Below are 15,505 nucleotides of genomic sequence, written 5' to 3' on the forward strand. Positions count from 1 at the left end.
CACCCAAATCATTACTTGCTAAAACTTGCTTGTATAAGTTGAAATGTATCTTAGTTATGATATATTAATTACCAGTACTTAAGTATGAGGGTAAAAAGTTGTCCGAAAAACTGATCGAGTCGAGTCAAAGGAGCGCTAGAAAGAAAATTATTATCTAAATTCACCCGGAATATTTTCAGAGAAGCAGAATTTCTTTATAAATATGGGACACTCATCTCGGCGATGTCTACTATAGACTACAGCCGCAAAATACTGTTGTTAAAGTTCAGAAGCAGTAAACATTTTTGACATGAGTTTTACACTGAATAAATCTCAGGTTAAAAGTATAAAACTTTACTGATACCAACTAAATCTAAGACTATATTTACGTTTAAAATTGTCCAAATACTTGAACTCATAATGAAAACCAAGCAAAAAGGAAACAGACCAATAGCCAGTCTTTCTTTAGACTTGGATAATATTTGGTCTTATTTAAAAAATCAGGGCGCTTCGGGTTGGGAGACTTTTCCCTCTTACCTAGATATTGCAGTGCCTCGTTTCTTAGATATTCTTCAACAATGGGATTTGACAATCACAGTATTTATTGTAGGTCAGGATGCAGCGCTAGAAAAGAATACTAAGGCTATACAAGCGATCGCTAATGCCGGTCACGAGATTGGCAATCATTCATTTTATCACGATCCTTGGCTACATCTGTATTCAGAGAATGAAATTGAAGAAGAAGTGGCCCTGGCCGAACAACATATCAAACGCGTCACTCATCAACATCCTATCGGTTTTCGAGGGCCAGGATACAGTTTTTCTCCAGCAGTATTAAAAGTTCTAGCACGACGGGGATACGAATATGATGCTTCAACTTTTCCCACATTTTTGGGGCCAATAGCACGAGCTTATTATTTAATAACCTGTAAATTAAGCAAAGAAGAGCGTAAGAAAAGGGAAGCACTTTTTGGTGGTTTTAAAGAGGGTTTGCAGCCTCTAAAACCTTATCAATGGCATCTTGGTAAGGATAAACTAACAGAGATTCCCGTTACCACCATGCCAATTTTTAAAGTGCCAATTCACTTCAGTTACATCATGTTTCTGAGTACATTTTCTTCGGAATTGGCGTTAATCTACCTGCGAATTGCCCTGTGGCTGTGTAAACTTACACGCGTCCAGCCTTCTTTGCTACTCCATCCCACAGACTTTATCAGTCAAGAGGATGTGCCAGAATTATCATTCTTTCCTGGCATGAGTGTCCCTACTTACAAAAAGCTGGCAATCGTGAACAAAAGTTTAGAAATTATATCCAGTCAGTTTAATGTTGTGACTGTTGGACAACACGCCAAATTTGTAGCAGGTGCCCGTCAACTACCTGTATTAGTACCTCAAAAGAGATGAGGAGGCAGTTAAGAATATTAGGGAAATCCAAGAAATAAATTATCCAATATGGTGGGGTGGGTATCTTGTCAACTTTATAGACTGGGCGGGCAAGATGCCCACCTCACAAGAGTTAATTGGATATTTTTTTAATTGTTAGTCCCTTAGTAGTTGGGTGAAACAAAGTTAAACCCAACAAACGTTGTAATATGTTGGGTTTCATTCCTCAACTTGGTAAAAATATGAGCCGATTACCAATTACAAGAAGCAAACAAATTAGCCACAATCTCAACTAATTCTCCTGGAGAAACTGGCTTAGATACATGAGTCTGAAATCCAGCTTCCAAAGCGCGAATCCGGTTCTCGCTATCGCCATAAGCAGTTAAGGCAATAGCTGGAACTTTTCCACCCATATCTGGCTTAAGCGCCCGTATTTTTCGGATAAAAGTGTAGCCATCTTCGCCAGGCATACCTATATCACAAATTAAGACATCAGGTTGCAATTGGGGTAAGACTTCCCGTGCTGCTGGTGCTGATGGAACTGCTACAATGGTGGCTCCATCTGCTTCTAATACTGTAGTAATAAAAAAGCGAATATCATCATCATCTTCAACTACAAGAATATTTAAGCCAGCAAGAGGCAGAGAAGGTTGCATAACAAATTACATTTTAATTTTGTCTAACAACAAATGCCGACTTAAAGATTTTGTTTTACTTTAGCCGTAAGCACAACAATCTTGTAGCTAGCAATAATTTTTAACCATTTTCTATTGTATCTGTCTAGTAGATTACATAATGTTAATATTTGTGTGGTATTTAACAATCTATAAAGATAGATAGTCAATAACTCTGGTATCAATTCTCTCTAAGCTTGCACTTAATAATTACTCTTTCTCTCTTCTCTACGAGACGCTACGCGTTGGCATACTTGGCGGTTCGTTTAATAAATATTAAGGTGAAAATCGAGAGACTCAGATCCCCCACTTCGTAAAAGTTGTTGGGGATCTTATTGTTCACGAATAGACACCTCCAGAAATTAAATATGCGTTACCCAGAAACCTTGTAGAGACGTAGCAGTGCTACGTCTCTACATTTTTTTCGGAGATGTCTAATGATTTGGGACTGCTATATATTCATAAATTATCAGGTATAACTTCTAGTTCTTGATAACCTGTTTCTTGGTCAAAAGTTCTATTAAAAGTAAATTTCTCACTTGCACCGATAACTATTTCAGCAGTTGTGTAAATAATACATCCATCGTCGAGATGTCCGCCGATAGTTTTGCCTTCTCGATCAGAAATAGCAATGTGCAAATGCACACCTGTAGTTGCTATTGTACCGTTGAGAGCGATGATTTCAAATTTTCCAGTTAACACTGTACTAACGTCTTGATTAGCAAAGCGAATTTTTGCTGCTTCTAGGCTACCAATGGCACTTAATATAAATCCTGCTTTGATGTCTTCCTGTTTGACAAAATTCTTTAAGCTTTGTCTTAAATCGTACTGGGGTTTCAATCTGATCGCAAAAACTTTCATTAGTCAATAGTCATTAATTAGTTTTTTAAGTAATATCCAGCAATTAAACCACGTAAAAATTATCAGGATTTTTACTGAACCATCAATACAATAAATATTACTAATATATAGATAAGTATTATCAGGATGCCAAATATGTTAGATTTTCCGCTTCAGTGCAAAAACTTGAAAGAGCAGGTTGAATCTATATTACAACTTTTACAACAAGAACCAACCCTACGTTCTGAAGATATTACACCTGTACGAACTTCTTTAAGTAAAGCGATTTCTCCCAAGTTTGAGATTGTATTTGCAGGTGCGTTTAGTGCTGGAAAATCAATGCTAATCAATGCACTCTTAGAAAGGGAATTACTCTACAGTGCAGAGGGACACGCTACAGGGACAGAATGCAAAATTGAGTATGCAGAAGTAGATAAAGAACGTGTTGTTTTAACTTTTTTAAGTGAAGCAGAGATTCGCGAACAAGTAGCTTCTTTGTGTCAGCACCTAGAATTTAAAATAGTCGCTAATATCAACCAACTTGATGTAATTAACTTGCTACGTGAAGATTCTGAAGCGATTATTCATCAGGAGGGTGGTGAGAGTAAATCAGAACGTGCAAAACAGGCAAAGGCGTTAATGTTGTTGCTACAGGGATATTGGGCAAACCGCGATCGCATCAACACTGTAACTAATGCTACATATTCAATGGAGCAATTTAATTTTTCCAATCTCAAGGAAGCGGCGGGATATGCCCGTCGTGGTTGTAACAGTGCCGTGTTGAAGCGAATAGAATATTACTGTAATCATCCACTACTGCGAGATGGAAATGTAATTATTGATACCCCTGGTATCGATGCCCCAGTAGAGAAGGATGCACAGCTAACTTATGCCAAAATTCAACATCCTGATACTTCAGCGGTGGTATGTGTGCTAAAGCCTGCCTCAGCGGGTGAGATGACAAAAGAAGAAACCGAACTTTTGGAATTAATGCGAGAGAATGGGGGAGTACGCGATCGCGTCTTCTATATCTTCAACCGCATTGATGAGACTTGGTACAATACCCAACTACGGCAGCGATTAGACGATTTAATTAGCGGGCAGTTTCACAATTCCAGCAAGGTTTATAAAACTAGTGGATTATTAGGATTTTACGGCAGTCAGATTAAACAGACAAGCCAAAAAGATAGATTTGGTTTAGACTCTGTTTTTGCAGAAAGTATTAAAGGTTTAGATGGGAAAGAAGAAACACCACAATTTGTCTATGCGTTTAACAACTACTGTGTAAATTCAGGAAAATTGTCTGCTACTAAATTTCGTGTCTCTGTGAATGGCTTTGAAACCCCAAATCAAAATTATGTGCGGATTTTGGGAGATTGGGGAAATGAACTAATCCAACAGCTAATTCAAGATAGTGGGACTGAAGAATTTCGGACAGCAATTACTCGCTATCTTACCGAAGAAAAGCGACCACAATTATTTAAAAATCTTGCTGATGACTTGGAAGATATTTGTATTAAACTGAAGAAACATTATCAGAGTGTCCAACGCAATTTAGATAGTCAACCTCAAGAAATTGAGACGATGAAGGCGCAAGAATTGCAAGGACTAAATCAGCAACTCCAACAAATTGGGAAAGAATTTAGTGAGCATATCACAGAAGAAGTTAACCAGGTAATTAATAATTCTTGTGATAGTTTTGAGGCAGATTTTAAGCAATTGCAATCACGAATGATTCGCCGTCTAGATGAATTGCTAGATACTTTTTCTGTAGCTTATGCTTATCGACGTGCAACCATCAGCCATCCCCGCAACGCTACTGCACCTTTAATTGCTATTTTAGTAGAGGCATTTTATTACTTAGCAAATCAATTAGAAGATATTTTGGTTGAATCTTCTCAGCAGGTAGTTGCAAATTATTTTCAGCGGTTGATTGAAAAGATTCGTAAGTCAGAGTATTATCGCCAATTGTATCGTTTATTAGATCATGATGGCGGCATTGAACAAGAGATAAGAAGTTTGGAAAAACAAGTTAATCAAGCCTTAGTGAGTGCAGCTAGTGTAGAGTGCGATCGCTTTGTGCGAGAAAGCCCCAGATTTTACGATGAAGGCACTTTTTCTATATATCAATTCCGCCAAACTCTATTACAAACTTCTCAAGGTTACGATGCTGAAAGTATCATAGAAGCAGAGCCAGCAATTAGACAGTTATTGAAGTTAGATTTTGAACCCAAAGTTTCCCAAACTATTCGTAAATCTTTCCGTCAAACCATCAACCAAACGCTCAAAACTCAGTTGTTACCAATGGCAGATCAGCAAGCAGATGAGATTTTGCAACAATATCCACAGGCACGTGCTTATCTAGAGAAAACACTAGAACAAGAAGCTGAAGAAAAAATTGCGAATAATCACCAATTATTAAATATTGTTGAAGAAAATATTGCCGCATATAATTCAGCCGCTTCTAGTATTAATACTTGTTTACAGGCGATGCAATTATATGACAATCTTTTGCCCATAATTGGTAATACAGGTTTTATATAGAAATCCAGATGACCCTTTAAAAAATATTACGAGAAAGTACTTAGGGGGTAAATATATTTAATAATTTAAATATATTTAGTTTGCCCCCTACTTTATCTTTGATTTATAAATATTCTATTTTCTTAAATTTATTAAGATCGGGTTGAATTTAAAACTTTTTTAGGGGAGTATTAGATACACAGATAAGATAATACTTTGTTTATGAACTTAAATTTAGAGAAATCAAGCAAAACAACTGAGCCAAACAACAACTGGTATAAAGCTGATAATTTATCAATGGGTTTCAGCTATCAAGCCGCAGTGAATGCACTAGGACAAAAGGCACTTTCAGGGATTGAATTGTCGTATTTGTTCCAAGATACAGTTGTGTTAGTAGCTCAAATACTAGATATAAAATATAGTAGAATTTTGCAACTACTTTCAGATAGTAATTCTTTACGTAAAGTAGCTAGCGTTGGCGAAACACCTTTAGAAACAGACTCTACTGAGATTAATATCACAACTAATCACCAAGTCCAACAACTATTAGAGAATACTCAGCCAATTATTAAGCTCAACACGCCATTTTGTGAGATAGATGATTTAACTATCCCTTCTCCTCCAGATAGCGTTACTGGTTTGAGTGTATTAATTCCTGGTGCAAGTAAAGCTTTAGGTTTCCTAGAAGTATATGCTAGCGAGGCAAGAGATTTTTCTTCAGACGATATTCATTTTTTGCAATCTGTAACCCATATCTTAGCAACAGCGATTGAACGCAAACGTTCAGAAGCGTTAATGTACACCCAAAGCAAAATTTTAGAACAAGTGACTTTTGGGGTTAACCTACATGAAATTTTTAATAATCTTTGTATTTTGCTAGAGCAAGAATTACCAGGGGCGTATTGCTCAATTTTAGTTGTAGATCAAGAAAATCGACAACTGCGGGGAGGAGCAGCACCAACTTTACCAGAAGAATTTGCTAAGGGTGTGGATGGTTTGATGATTGGTGAATGTTGTGGTTCTTGTGGTACTGCTGCTTATCGAGGAGATTCAGTATTTGCTAATGATATTGCTACTGATGTTTTATGGGCTGATTTTCGAGATTTCGCTTTGAGTTACAATATTAGAGCTTGTTGGTCATCACCTTTTACTTCACAAACTGGTGAAGTTTTAGGGACATTTGCTATATCTCATAAATTTCCCTGTCATCCAACTCCGCATCATCTAGAAATTCTGAAAACAGCTACTCATATTGCCAGTATTGCAACAGAAACCGTCAGAGCCGCAGAAGCTTTACAAAAGGCTAACAACGAGTTAGAACGAAAAGTTGCAGAACGAACATCTGAATTAAGAAAAGCTCTGCTTGACTTACAAAAAACACAAGCTCAACTGGTTCACAGTGAAAAAATGTCGAGTTTAGGACAAATGGTAGCGGGGGTTGCCCATGAGATTAATAATCCCATTAGTTTTATTGCTGGTAATCTCGGATATGCAAATCGGTACATCAATGATTTACTAGATTTAATTGCAGTTTATCAAGAGCAATATCCTCAAGAAAATCATACCATAGCAGCCAAAATAAATACTATTGATCTAGAGTATTTGTGTGATGATTTACCTAAATTAATGACATCTATGACAGTAGGTAGTGAGCGAATTACAGAAATTGTTCTTGGCTTACGGAACTTCTCACGACTAGATGAAGCAAAAATGAAGTCTGTAGATATTCATGAAGGTATAGATAACACATTAATGATTCTGAATCATCAGTTGACACTGCCCAATAAATTACCTCACATCCAGATAGTTAAGGACTATAGTGACTTACCAAAGGTTAGTTGTTATGTAAACCAGTTGAATCAAGTTTTTATGAATATTCTTAATAACGCAATTTATACCTTAAAGGAGAATATTCAATCTTGGCAGTCTGAAAATCAGATACCAACTATTAAAATTAAGACTTTACTTTTAGACAAAGAGACGGTTTTAATTAGTATCAAAGATAATGGCTCTGGTATGAATCCAGAGGTTCAAGAACATATCTTTGATCCTTTTTTCACTACTAAACCTGTTGGTCAAGGAACTGGTTTAGGGTTATCCATCAGTTATCAGATTGTTGTCGAAAAGCACCAAGGTAAGCTCAATTGCATCTCTGCATTAGGTGAGGGAACTGAATTTCAAATTGAAATTCCTATTCAAGTTTTAAGTAGTCAGCAATAATATTGATTTCTAGGAGTCCTAATATTACAATACGCTTGGGTTTTCGAGACGCGATAAATCGTCGTCTCTACAAGTGTTTTGGGTTTATCTAAACTGTATTGCCTAATATTAGACATCTGGTGAAATTAAATACATGTTATCCATAATTATTGTAGAGACGCGAAATTGAACTGGACTTCGCCCCCTGACGCTAACCTGCGGCGCTAACGCATCTCTATCAGGGATTTGAGACTTAACTAAACGTTATTGTGTTATAGTTACATCTTTCTTTAGCAAATTGGGTACTGGGTATTAGGAAAACAATCTCTAGTCCCCAACTCAATGGTTATGACTATCAAACGTCGGGAATTTCTCACAACCTGTGGATTTGCTACCTTAGCTACCCAGATACCAACACTTACCGCTCAAGGTAAGCCATCTGCAAACACCATCCGCAAGCCACCCCGGTTGCAAGTTGGTGATACCGTAGGATTAATCGCCCCTGCGGGTATTGTTGATGCCAAAGATATTGAAACAGCGCAGCAATCATTTTCACAGTTAGGGTTAAAAGTCAAGCTGGGGAAGCATATTTTAGACCATTACGGCTATTTAGCGGGTAACGATGCCGATCGCGCCGATGATGTAAACTTGATGTTTAGCGATCGCACCATAAAAGCAATTATTCCTATGCGTGGTGGCTGGGGCTGTAATCGCATTTTACCCTTACTCAACTACTCGCTGATCCGCTCCCATCCGAAAATTATCATCGGGTACAGCGATATTACAACACTATTGTTAGCAATTAATGCCCGTAGTCAAATGATTACTTTTCATGGGCCAGTTGCCACATCTACCTGGAATCAGTTTACAGTGGATTACTTCAAGCGTATCCTCTTTAATGGTGAAGCTGTGACTATGGAAAATCTCAACCCTAGCGAAGTGCGGGTAGAGACAATAGCACTGGGCAAGACAAGAGGTAAACTTGTAGGTGGAAATTTATCAGTGCTATCAGCAATGGTAGGTTCACCTTACCTACCTTCTTGGAACAAAAGTATTCTGTTTGTAGAAGAAGTTGGCGAGGATGTTTACCGTGTAGATAGAATGCTGACGCAGTTAAAAACTGCTGGGATACTTAATCAAATTACTGGCTTTATCTTTGGGCAATGCAGTAAATGTAGTCTTGGAGATGAACCATCATTTACATTAATGCAAGTATTGCAAGATCATATACTTCCTTTAGGGATTCCTGCTTGGTACGGTTCAATGATTGGCCATATTAAAGATAAATTTACCTTGCCAATCGGTGTAGAAGTAGAAATAGATGCTGAACTTGGGACAATACGAATGTTAGAGGCGGCTGTTAAATAATTTTGGATTTTGGATTTTAGATTTATTTTGCCTAGCTTGCTTCTTGCGGAGCGAGTATAAATTCGGGCACAACTCTTGAAGACTTTGTTTTTCGACTCCGCTCAATATAAATTCGCACTCAGACCTTCTTAAATTTTGAATTTTCAATCCAAAATCCAAAATTTAAAATCTAAAATCCAAAATAAGATGGTTTTGATTAAGATTTTGATAGACAGTATGCATTTCTCCTCGCTATGTTACGACTAACAGAAGTAAAGCTCCCGCTCGATCATCCTGAAGATGAGATCAAGATTGCCATCCTCAAAAAGCTGCAAATCACAGATGAAGAATTGATCGGCTATTCCATCTTCAAGCGTAGCTACGATGCGCGTAAGAAAGGAGAGATCGTTCTTGTTTATATTCTGGATGTAGAAACAACTCAGGAGACTTATCTACTCAAGCGCCTGAAAAAAGATCCTCATGTGATGGCTACGCCAGACATGAGTTATCGCCTAGTTGCACAAGCACCCAGCAATTTAGCGATTCGCCCTATCATCATTGGTACTGGTCCTTGTGGCTTGTTTGCGGGTTTGATGCTGGCGCAAATGGGGTTCCGTCCGATCATTTTAGAACGTGGGAAAAAAGTTCGCGATCGCACCGCTGATACTTTTGGCTTTTGGAAGAAAAAATCAGACTTCAACCCCGAATCTAATGCCCAGTTTGGCGAAGGTGGGGCGGGTACATTCTCTGATGGGAAACTCTACAGTCAGGTTAAAGATCCTCAGCACTATGGACGCAAAGTACTAACCGAACTCGTCAATGCGGGAGCCTCACCGGAAATTTTATATATTAATAAACCGCACATCGGCACATTCAAACTGGTAGGAATCGTCCAAAGTATGCGCGCCAAAATCGAATCCCTGGGCGGTGAAATTCGCTTTCAAAGCCGGGTGGAAGATATCAACATCGAAAATGGACAGGTGCGAGGAGTTACCCTCGCCAGTGGGGAATATATCGCCAGCAATTATGTAATTCTGGCGGTGGGGCACAGCGCCCGCGATACCTTTCAAATGCTATTTGAACGCGGGGTTTACATCGAGCCGAAACCCTTTTCCATCGGCTTTCGGGTTGAACATCCCCAGACTCTCATCGACAAATGTCGTTTCGGCGCTCAAGCTGGTCATAAGCTTTTAGGGGCTGCCGATTACAAGCTGGTTCACCATTGCCAAAATGGTCGTTCCGTCTATAGTTTCTGTATGTGTCCAGGAGGCTTGGTAGTTGCAGCCGCATCAGAACCGGGGCGACTTGTTACCAATGGGATGAGCCAATACTCTCGTAATGAGCGCAATGCTAATAGTGCGATCGTTGTGGGCATCACACCCGAAGATTATCCGGGAAATGCCTTAGCGGGAATTGACTTTCAACGGCGTTTGGAAGAACGAGCTTTTGAATTGGGCGGTGGGACTTATGAAGCTCCAGGACAGTTGGTGGGAGACTTTCTTAACCATCGCCCCTCGACAACATTAGGCACTGTAAAACCTTCTTACACACCGGGGGTACATTTGGGTGATTTGAGTGAGAGTTTACCAGATTATGCGATCGCAGCCATTCGTGAAGCACTTCCCGCTTTTGACAAACAAATTAAAGGATTTGCGATGGATGATGCCGTGTTGACTGGGGTAGAAACCCGCACATCATCACCGATTCGGATTAAACGCAAAGAGAATTATCAAAGTTTAAATACAATCGGTCTTTATCCAGCTGGTGAAGGCGCGGGATACGCCGGGGGAATCCTCTCGGCGGGTATCGATGGTATTAAAGTGGCGGAGGCGGTGGCTTTAAGTATATTGCAAACCGTAAATCACAAAATCTGAGAAGATACGTTTTATGGATGGTTGTTTCTAAAAGGGGAAAGGCGATCGCATCTTAGGAAATAACATTCATTTGACATACAAAATTTATTTGCTGTGAATGGATGACAATAGGTGTAGGAAAAACTAAATTCTGGAACGTTTCACAGCTTGATAGTCTCGAAATACTTCACGCCACAAATGTTCTTGTTTCATCTTTTCGCTATACTCATGAAACTTTAACCCTTGGAATCATCAATCAAAGAACAGCCTTACTTAGTTCAAAACAGAAACTTTATTCAATATCTGCGGATTATATCGTGGTAATTAATAATGATGATGTTTACACTTGCCATACATAAAATCAATTCAGTTTATTACTTGTAAACGCTTCAAAATTTCTTTTATAAAAAGTAGCTTTATGAATGTTACCAGCATTTTATCAAACACACAGATAACTGAAAAAGTTCGGATTCTAGTTGTTGAAGATGAGTATATCCTGTCAATGAATTTACAAGAAACTTTAGAACTGCTGGGATACACTGTTTTAGATATTATTGATACGGCAGAAACGGCCATTGAGAAAGCTGGTGAACTACTCCCAAACTTGGTTTTGATGGATATCCAGTTGCGAGGTGAGATGGATGGTATTCAGGCGGCGGAGCTAATCTGGAATCGTTTTCAAGTCCCTGTCGTCTATATTACCGGACATTCTGACAAAAGCACTGTGGATCGGGCTAACATGACATTTGCTTTTGGTTACATCCTCAAACCTGTCAAGGAACAACAACTTTATGTTGCTATTCAAACAGCACTCAATCGCTATCAACGGGAGCAATTGTCACAATCTCAACGGCTCAACCAGTTGAAAAATAATTTTCTAGCAACCGCCTCTCATGAAATGCGAATGCCCTTATCGAATATCAAAATGACAATCTCCGTGCTAGAAAATATTCTAGAGCGAGAGGGTATTTTAAATTCAGAGCTACTTTCTCCATTTGAGTCTGTAGCTGGCTACATAACTATTCTGCATCAACAGTGTGAAAAAGGGCTAGATTTGGTCAACACTTTGCTGTCTCTGCAAATGATTGATACAGATACATATCCATTAGAATTAACTTCATTTCAACTTCAAGACTGGCTTCCTCATCTAACCTTGTATTTTCGAGAACTCGCTCGTTCTCAAAAACAAATTTTCCAGGTTAATATTCCTCCAAATTTACCACCTATGGTTTCAGACTTAGGTGTTGTTAGCAAAATTATCTCCGAATTACTCAACAATGCCTGCAAATATTCTCCCCCTGATGAAGAGATTAGATTAACTGTCCAGACTATCTACATGACAAAAAATGCAATCGATAAAGACGAGCTATCTGGTATGACAATTAATTCTCAAGTGCCCTTCTTTGAAATTACAATTAGCAACTCTGGCGTAATAATCCCTAAAAAAGAGCAATCTCGAATATTTGAGCCATTTTACCGAATTCCTTACAACGATTTCTGGAAAATTGGCGGGACAGGATTGGGCTTGACATTAGTTAAGAAGCTTATAGAATTTCTCCAAGGCACAATAGAAGTTACCAATATTGAAGATTGCACAAGATTCACTGTCTTACTACCGTTAAGCCTGTCAGATTTATCATCTTAAGCAAACATTATATTTCTCTCCACGTGCAGAGAAAGAAAATAGATTTTACAAGTCACCTGGAAAAGACTGGTCCTATACAGAAGAATTCAGGAGTAAAATAAGTTTTATACCTTTCTTTCAGCTTTGTTCTATTTCATTCTGTGATGTTATTCATGCCAATATCAATTCTAATAAGTATCTAGGCATAAATAAATTTAAAGTTTGTAGTAAGGACTTTAGTCCTGATAATCCTTGCTCTGAGCGATAAATCGCTCACTACAAACTAGGAGTTTATTTTATATTAATTATGTCTACCTACTTATCAAGCCCCACCTAGATACATTTCGAGATAGGGCTCTTGTTTGTTATGGCTGGAATCGATATGCAATCATCTATCAAGCGCGATGGCGTACACGCCCGCCGTAGGCGATCACACTGGGAAATTTAGCCGAACGTTAAAGCTGGTTCTTCACAGAAGTTAAATAGGGCTGACTCACTTTCTGATTCATCTTCAAATACAGCAGAGATATACCATTCACAGGGCGAATCATTCGTGTATTCAGCCCAAGCAATTGTTACTGTTTCACCCGATGGAATCCCTGAATCGCTCAAGGTAAATGAAGCCCATTCTTCATCATCGACAGATACCCACAACTCTGTAATTGCTTGTTCGGTATCATTGGTAACAGTAAACGTGAATTGATCTGACATAAATAGCTTTGCCTTTTAACGATAAATAAATTGCAGGTTGTCAGTCACCGATTATACTGCCACTTTTTTTAAACGTTGTCATCATAACTGCCAGAATATAGATTCAGAGGTGGTTTCAAGCTTTTTTTTGCTAAATTTAAATTTGTTAAAGAGTATTAAAAATATCACAAAGACGCGATTTATCGCGTCTTTACGATCTAACAGAAGTAGTTGAGAGCGATCGCCTTAATACAACTCATATTTCATTAACTGACAAGGCAGCGCTCCGTTGTACACCGCAATTCGCTGGGATGATTTTAGTCCAATCGATTGAGACAGTTCCTTGTTGCCACTGAGTACAAATGCAGTCCAGCCTTTGAAGCGTTGTTTCAACACATCGCCCAAAAGTTTGTAAAATGCCCCCAAATCGCTATCTCGCCCCAGCCGTTCGCCATAAGGTGGATTGCAAAATAAAATCCCACTGTCTGCGGGGGCGACAACATCAGCAAGCTCCATTTGAGAAAACCATACATGGTTATCAACGCCGCAGTTTTGAGCATTATTAATCGCTTGTTCGATTATATTTTCATCGCGATCGCTTCCCCAAATAGGCGCAGGCAGGGTGTCTATTTGGCTATCCTTAGCTTCTTGGAGCAGTTTTTCTAAAAGGGATAAATCAAAATCGAGCCAATTTTCAAATCCAAAGCTATCGCGAAACAGCCCTGGTGCGATATTCAGTGCCTTTAAGCTAGCTTCCAGAGGTAAAGTGCCAGATCCACAGAGAGGATCGTAGAACATTTGGTTTGGCTGCCAGCCCGAAAGCTGAATGAGGGCAGCAGCCAGAGATTCCTTGAGAGGGGCTGCTCCAACCGCAGGACGGTAGCCTCGGCGGTGTAGACTATTTCCAGAACTATCGAGTTTAACGGTACAAAAATCGCGTTCAATATGAACATTGACTCGCACATCTGGGTCATGAAGTTCCACATTTGAACGCTCACCCAGATTTTCTTTCTGTTGGTCAACGATCGCATTTTTGACCTGTAGAGATGTGAAGTGGCTGTGGTTGAGGCGATCGTTTTTGCCCGTGACATTCACCGCCAGCGTCATATCTGGCGTGAGATAGTTTTGCCAATCGATAGCCTGAATGCCGCGATAGAGATCCTTAGCATCAAGGCATGGAAACTCATGGATATGCACCAAAATGCGGAACGGTAGCCTAGCCCAGAGGTTGACGCGATAAAGCAGAGTGCGATCGCCCTCAAAGGCTACACCACAAAATCCTGGCTCTACGGAATGGGCACCCAGTTGCTCTAACTCCTGAGCCGCCAGGGTTTCTAATCCACGAGCAACCGTTGCAAAATAATTCATAATTCGTAATTAATGGCTATTAGTAACTCAAATTTTCTTAGTCCACGGAGGTGGACTTTGCTTGTATAGTTGCGTTCGCCCTTGGCGTGCCGGAGGCATCATTTTATTCGCCTCATACTTTTCTACGATTCATCTAGAAATTTATATAATCAATCATTGTCTGACGATAAGCATCTGGCAAACCTGTATCAAAACACTTTCCTTTAACAACATATCCTGTTATTCGTTCTTCCTGACGCAATCTTTCTAGACAGGATGTTAACTGAAATTCACCTCGTTCTCGGAAATTTTTGTTGATATGTTCTGCTAGAAATTCAAAAATTTTCGGCGTAAGTAAATATAAGCCAAATATACCTAAAAACTCATTTTCTGCCATTCCCTCTACACTAAGATTTTCTCGTGCATACTCGATACTAGGCTTTTCATAGAGTTGTGTAACCGACAAAATCGAGTTTAATTCTTGCCAAACTCCTGTTACACACCCAGCTTTATGAATAATTTCTGCTGGCATTGTAGTTAAGGCAATAACGCTTTGATTAACTCGTTCGTAAATATCTAAAACTTGACTAGCACAAGATTTTTCAATATCAGATGCATAAATGTGGTCGCCCAACATAAGTAAAAACGGCTCATCTTGCACCCAATCTTTGGCACAAAATACCGCGTGACCATAGCCCAATTGCTCCTCTTGTAACAGAATGGTAATTCTGCTACCTAAATCTTCGAGATATCGGCTATATTCTTGATTTTGCTGCGAGAGCTTATCTAAAAGTTCTTTTTTAGGTGGCTTTTTTAATAAATCTTCAAAGATTTCTTTATCATCTGGCTGCACCACAATCCCTACTTCTGCAATTCCAGCACTAATTGCCTCTTCAATAATTGCGAGAATCACAGGTTTTGCCCTACCATCTCGATCGATAATCGGGAAAAGTTCTTTTTTCACAACCTTGGTAGCTGGAAACAAACGAGTACCAAAACCAGCTACCGGAATCACAGCTTTTCTAACTTTATTTTTTTGCATAAAT

General features: G+C 39.1%; 11 protein-coding genes. 6 read left to right on the plus strand and 5 right to left on the minus strand.

Features of this window, described 5'->3' with window-relative positions:
* Positions 1 to 399 precede the first annotated feature (399 nt).
* The gene (locus FD723_RS22605) at positions 400 to 1,383 is read left to right on the plus strand and encodes a polysaccharide deacetylase family protein (protein ID WP_179067363.1); all 984 of its coding nucleotides are present in this window, start codon (positions 400 to 402) and stop codon (positions 1,381 to 1,383) included.
* Between the two features lie 230 nt (positions 1,384 to 1,613).
* On the opposite strand, the gene FD723_RS22610 is transcribed toward FD723_RS22605, so the two are convergent.
* Together FD723_RS22610 and FD723_RS22615 are read right to left on the minus strand one after the other, a co-directional pair.
* The gene (locus tag FD723_RS22610) at positions 1,614 to 2,018 is read right to left on the minus strand and encodes a response regulator (protein ID WP_179067364.1); all 405 of its coding nucleotides are present in this window, start codon (positions 2,016 to 2,018) and stop codon (positions 1,614 to 1,616) included.
* Positions 2,019 to 2,495: 477 nt separating this feature from the next.
* A complete protein-coding gene (locus FD723_RS22615) occupies positions 2,496 to 2,897 on the minus strand; it encodes a PPC domain-containing DNA-binding protein (protein WP_179067365.1) in 402 nt (133 codons plus the stop codon).
* A gap of 135 nt (positions 2,898 to 3,032) precedes the next feature.
* On the opposite strand from FD723_RS22615, the gene FD723_RS22620 reads away from it, so the two are divergent.
* The 5 genes from FD723_RS22620 (at position 3,033) to FD723_RS22640 (ending at position 12,443) form a co-directional block, all read left to right on the plus strand.
* Complete coding sequence (locus FD723_RS22620; protein WP_179067366.1) at positions 3,033 to 5,420, plus strand: dynamin-like GTPase family protein; 2,388 nt, start codon at positions 3,033 to 3,035, stop codon at positions 5,418 to 5,420.
* 201 nt (positions 5,421 to 5,621) lie between these two features.
* A complete protein-coding gene (locus tag FD723_RS43910) occupies positions 5,622 to 7,619 on the plus strand; it encodes an ATP-binding protein (RefSeq protein ID WP_179067367.1) in 1,998 nt (665 codons plus the stop codon).
* A gap of 327 nt (positions 7,620 to 7,946) precedes the next feature.
* Entirely contained in the window at positions 7,947 to 8,966 is a 1,020-nt protein-coding gene (locus FD723_RS22630) for an LD-carboxypeptidase (RefSeq protein WP_179067368.1), read from the plus strand.
* A 233-nt stretch (positions 8,967 to 9,199) separates the two neighbouring features.
* Positions 9,200 to 10,819: an NAD(P)/FAD-dependent oxidoreductase gene (locus tag FD723_RS22635; protein WP_179067369.1), complete on the plus strand. Its 1,620-nt coding sequence runs from the start codon at positions 9,200 to 9,202 to the stop codon at positions 10,817 to 10,819.
* A gap of 397 nt (positions 10,820 to 11,216) precedes the next feature.
* Positions 11,217 to 12,443 carry a response regulator gene (locus tag FD723_RS22640; RefSeq protein WP_179067370.1) on the plus strand — a complete coding sequence of 409 codons (1,227 nt, stop codon included), beginning with the start codon at positions 11,217 to 11,219 and terminating at the stop codon, positions 12,441 to 12,443.
* A gap of 423 nt (positions 12,444 to 12,866) precedes the next feature.
* Here the strand turns inward: FD723_RS22640 and FD723_RS22645 are convergent, their stop codons facing one another.
* The 3 genes from FD723_RS22645 to FD723_RS22655 all read right to left on the minus strand — a co-directional run bounded on the left by FD723_RS22645 (position 12,867) and on the right by FD723_RS22655 (position 15,501).
* On the minus strand, positions 12,867 to 13,133 hold the full coding sequence (locus FD723_RS22645) for a hypothetical protein (protein WP_179067371.1): 267 nt from the start codon (positions 13,131 to 13,133) through the stop codon (positions 12,867 to 12,869).
* A gap of 225 nt (positions 13,134 to 13,358) precedes the next feature.
* Positions 13,359 to 14,480, minus strand: coding sequence for a class I SAM-dependent RNA methyltransferase (locus FD723_RS22650; RefSeq protein ID WP_179067372.1), 1,122 nt, complete (start codon positions 14,478 to 14,480; stop codon positions 13,359 to 13,361).
* A gap of 133 nt (positions 14,481 to 14,613) precedes the next feature.
* Positions 14,614 to 15,501 (minus strand): UTP--glucose-1-phosphate uridylyltransferase, encoded by an 888-nt coding sequence (locus FD723_RS22655; protein ID WP_179067373.1) that lies wholly within the window; start codon positions 15,499 to 15,501, stop codon positions 14,614 to 14,616.
* Positions 15,502 to 15,505 lie beyond the last annotated feature (4 nt).

The organism is Nostoc sp. C052, from assembly GCF_013393905.1.
Lineage (GTDB): Bacteria > Cyanobacteriota > Cyanobacteriia > Cyanobacteriales > Nostocaceae > Nostoc.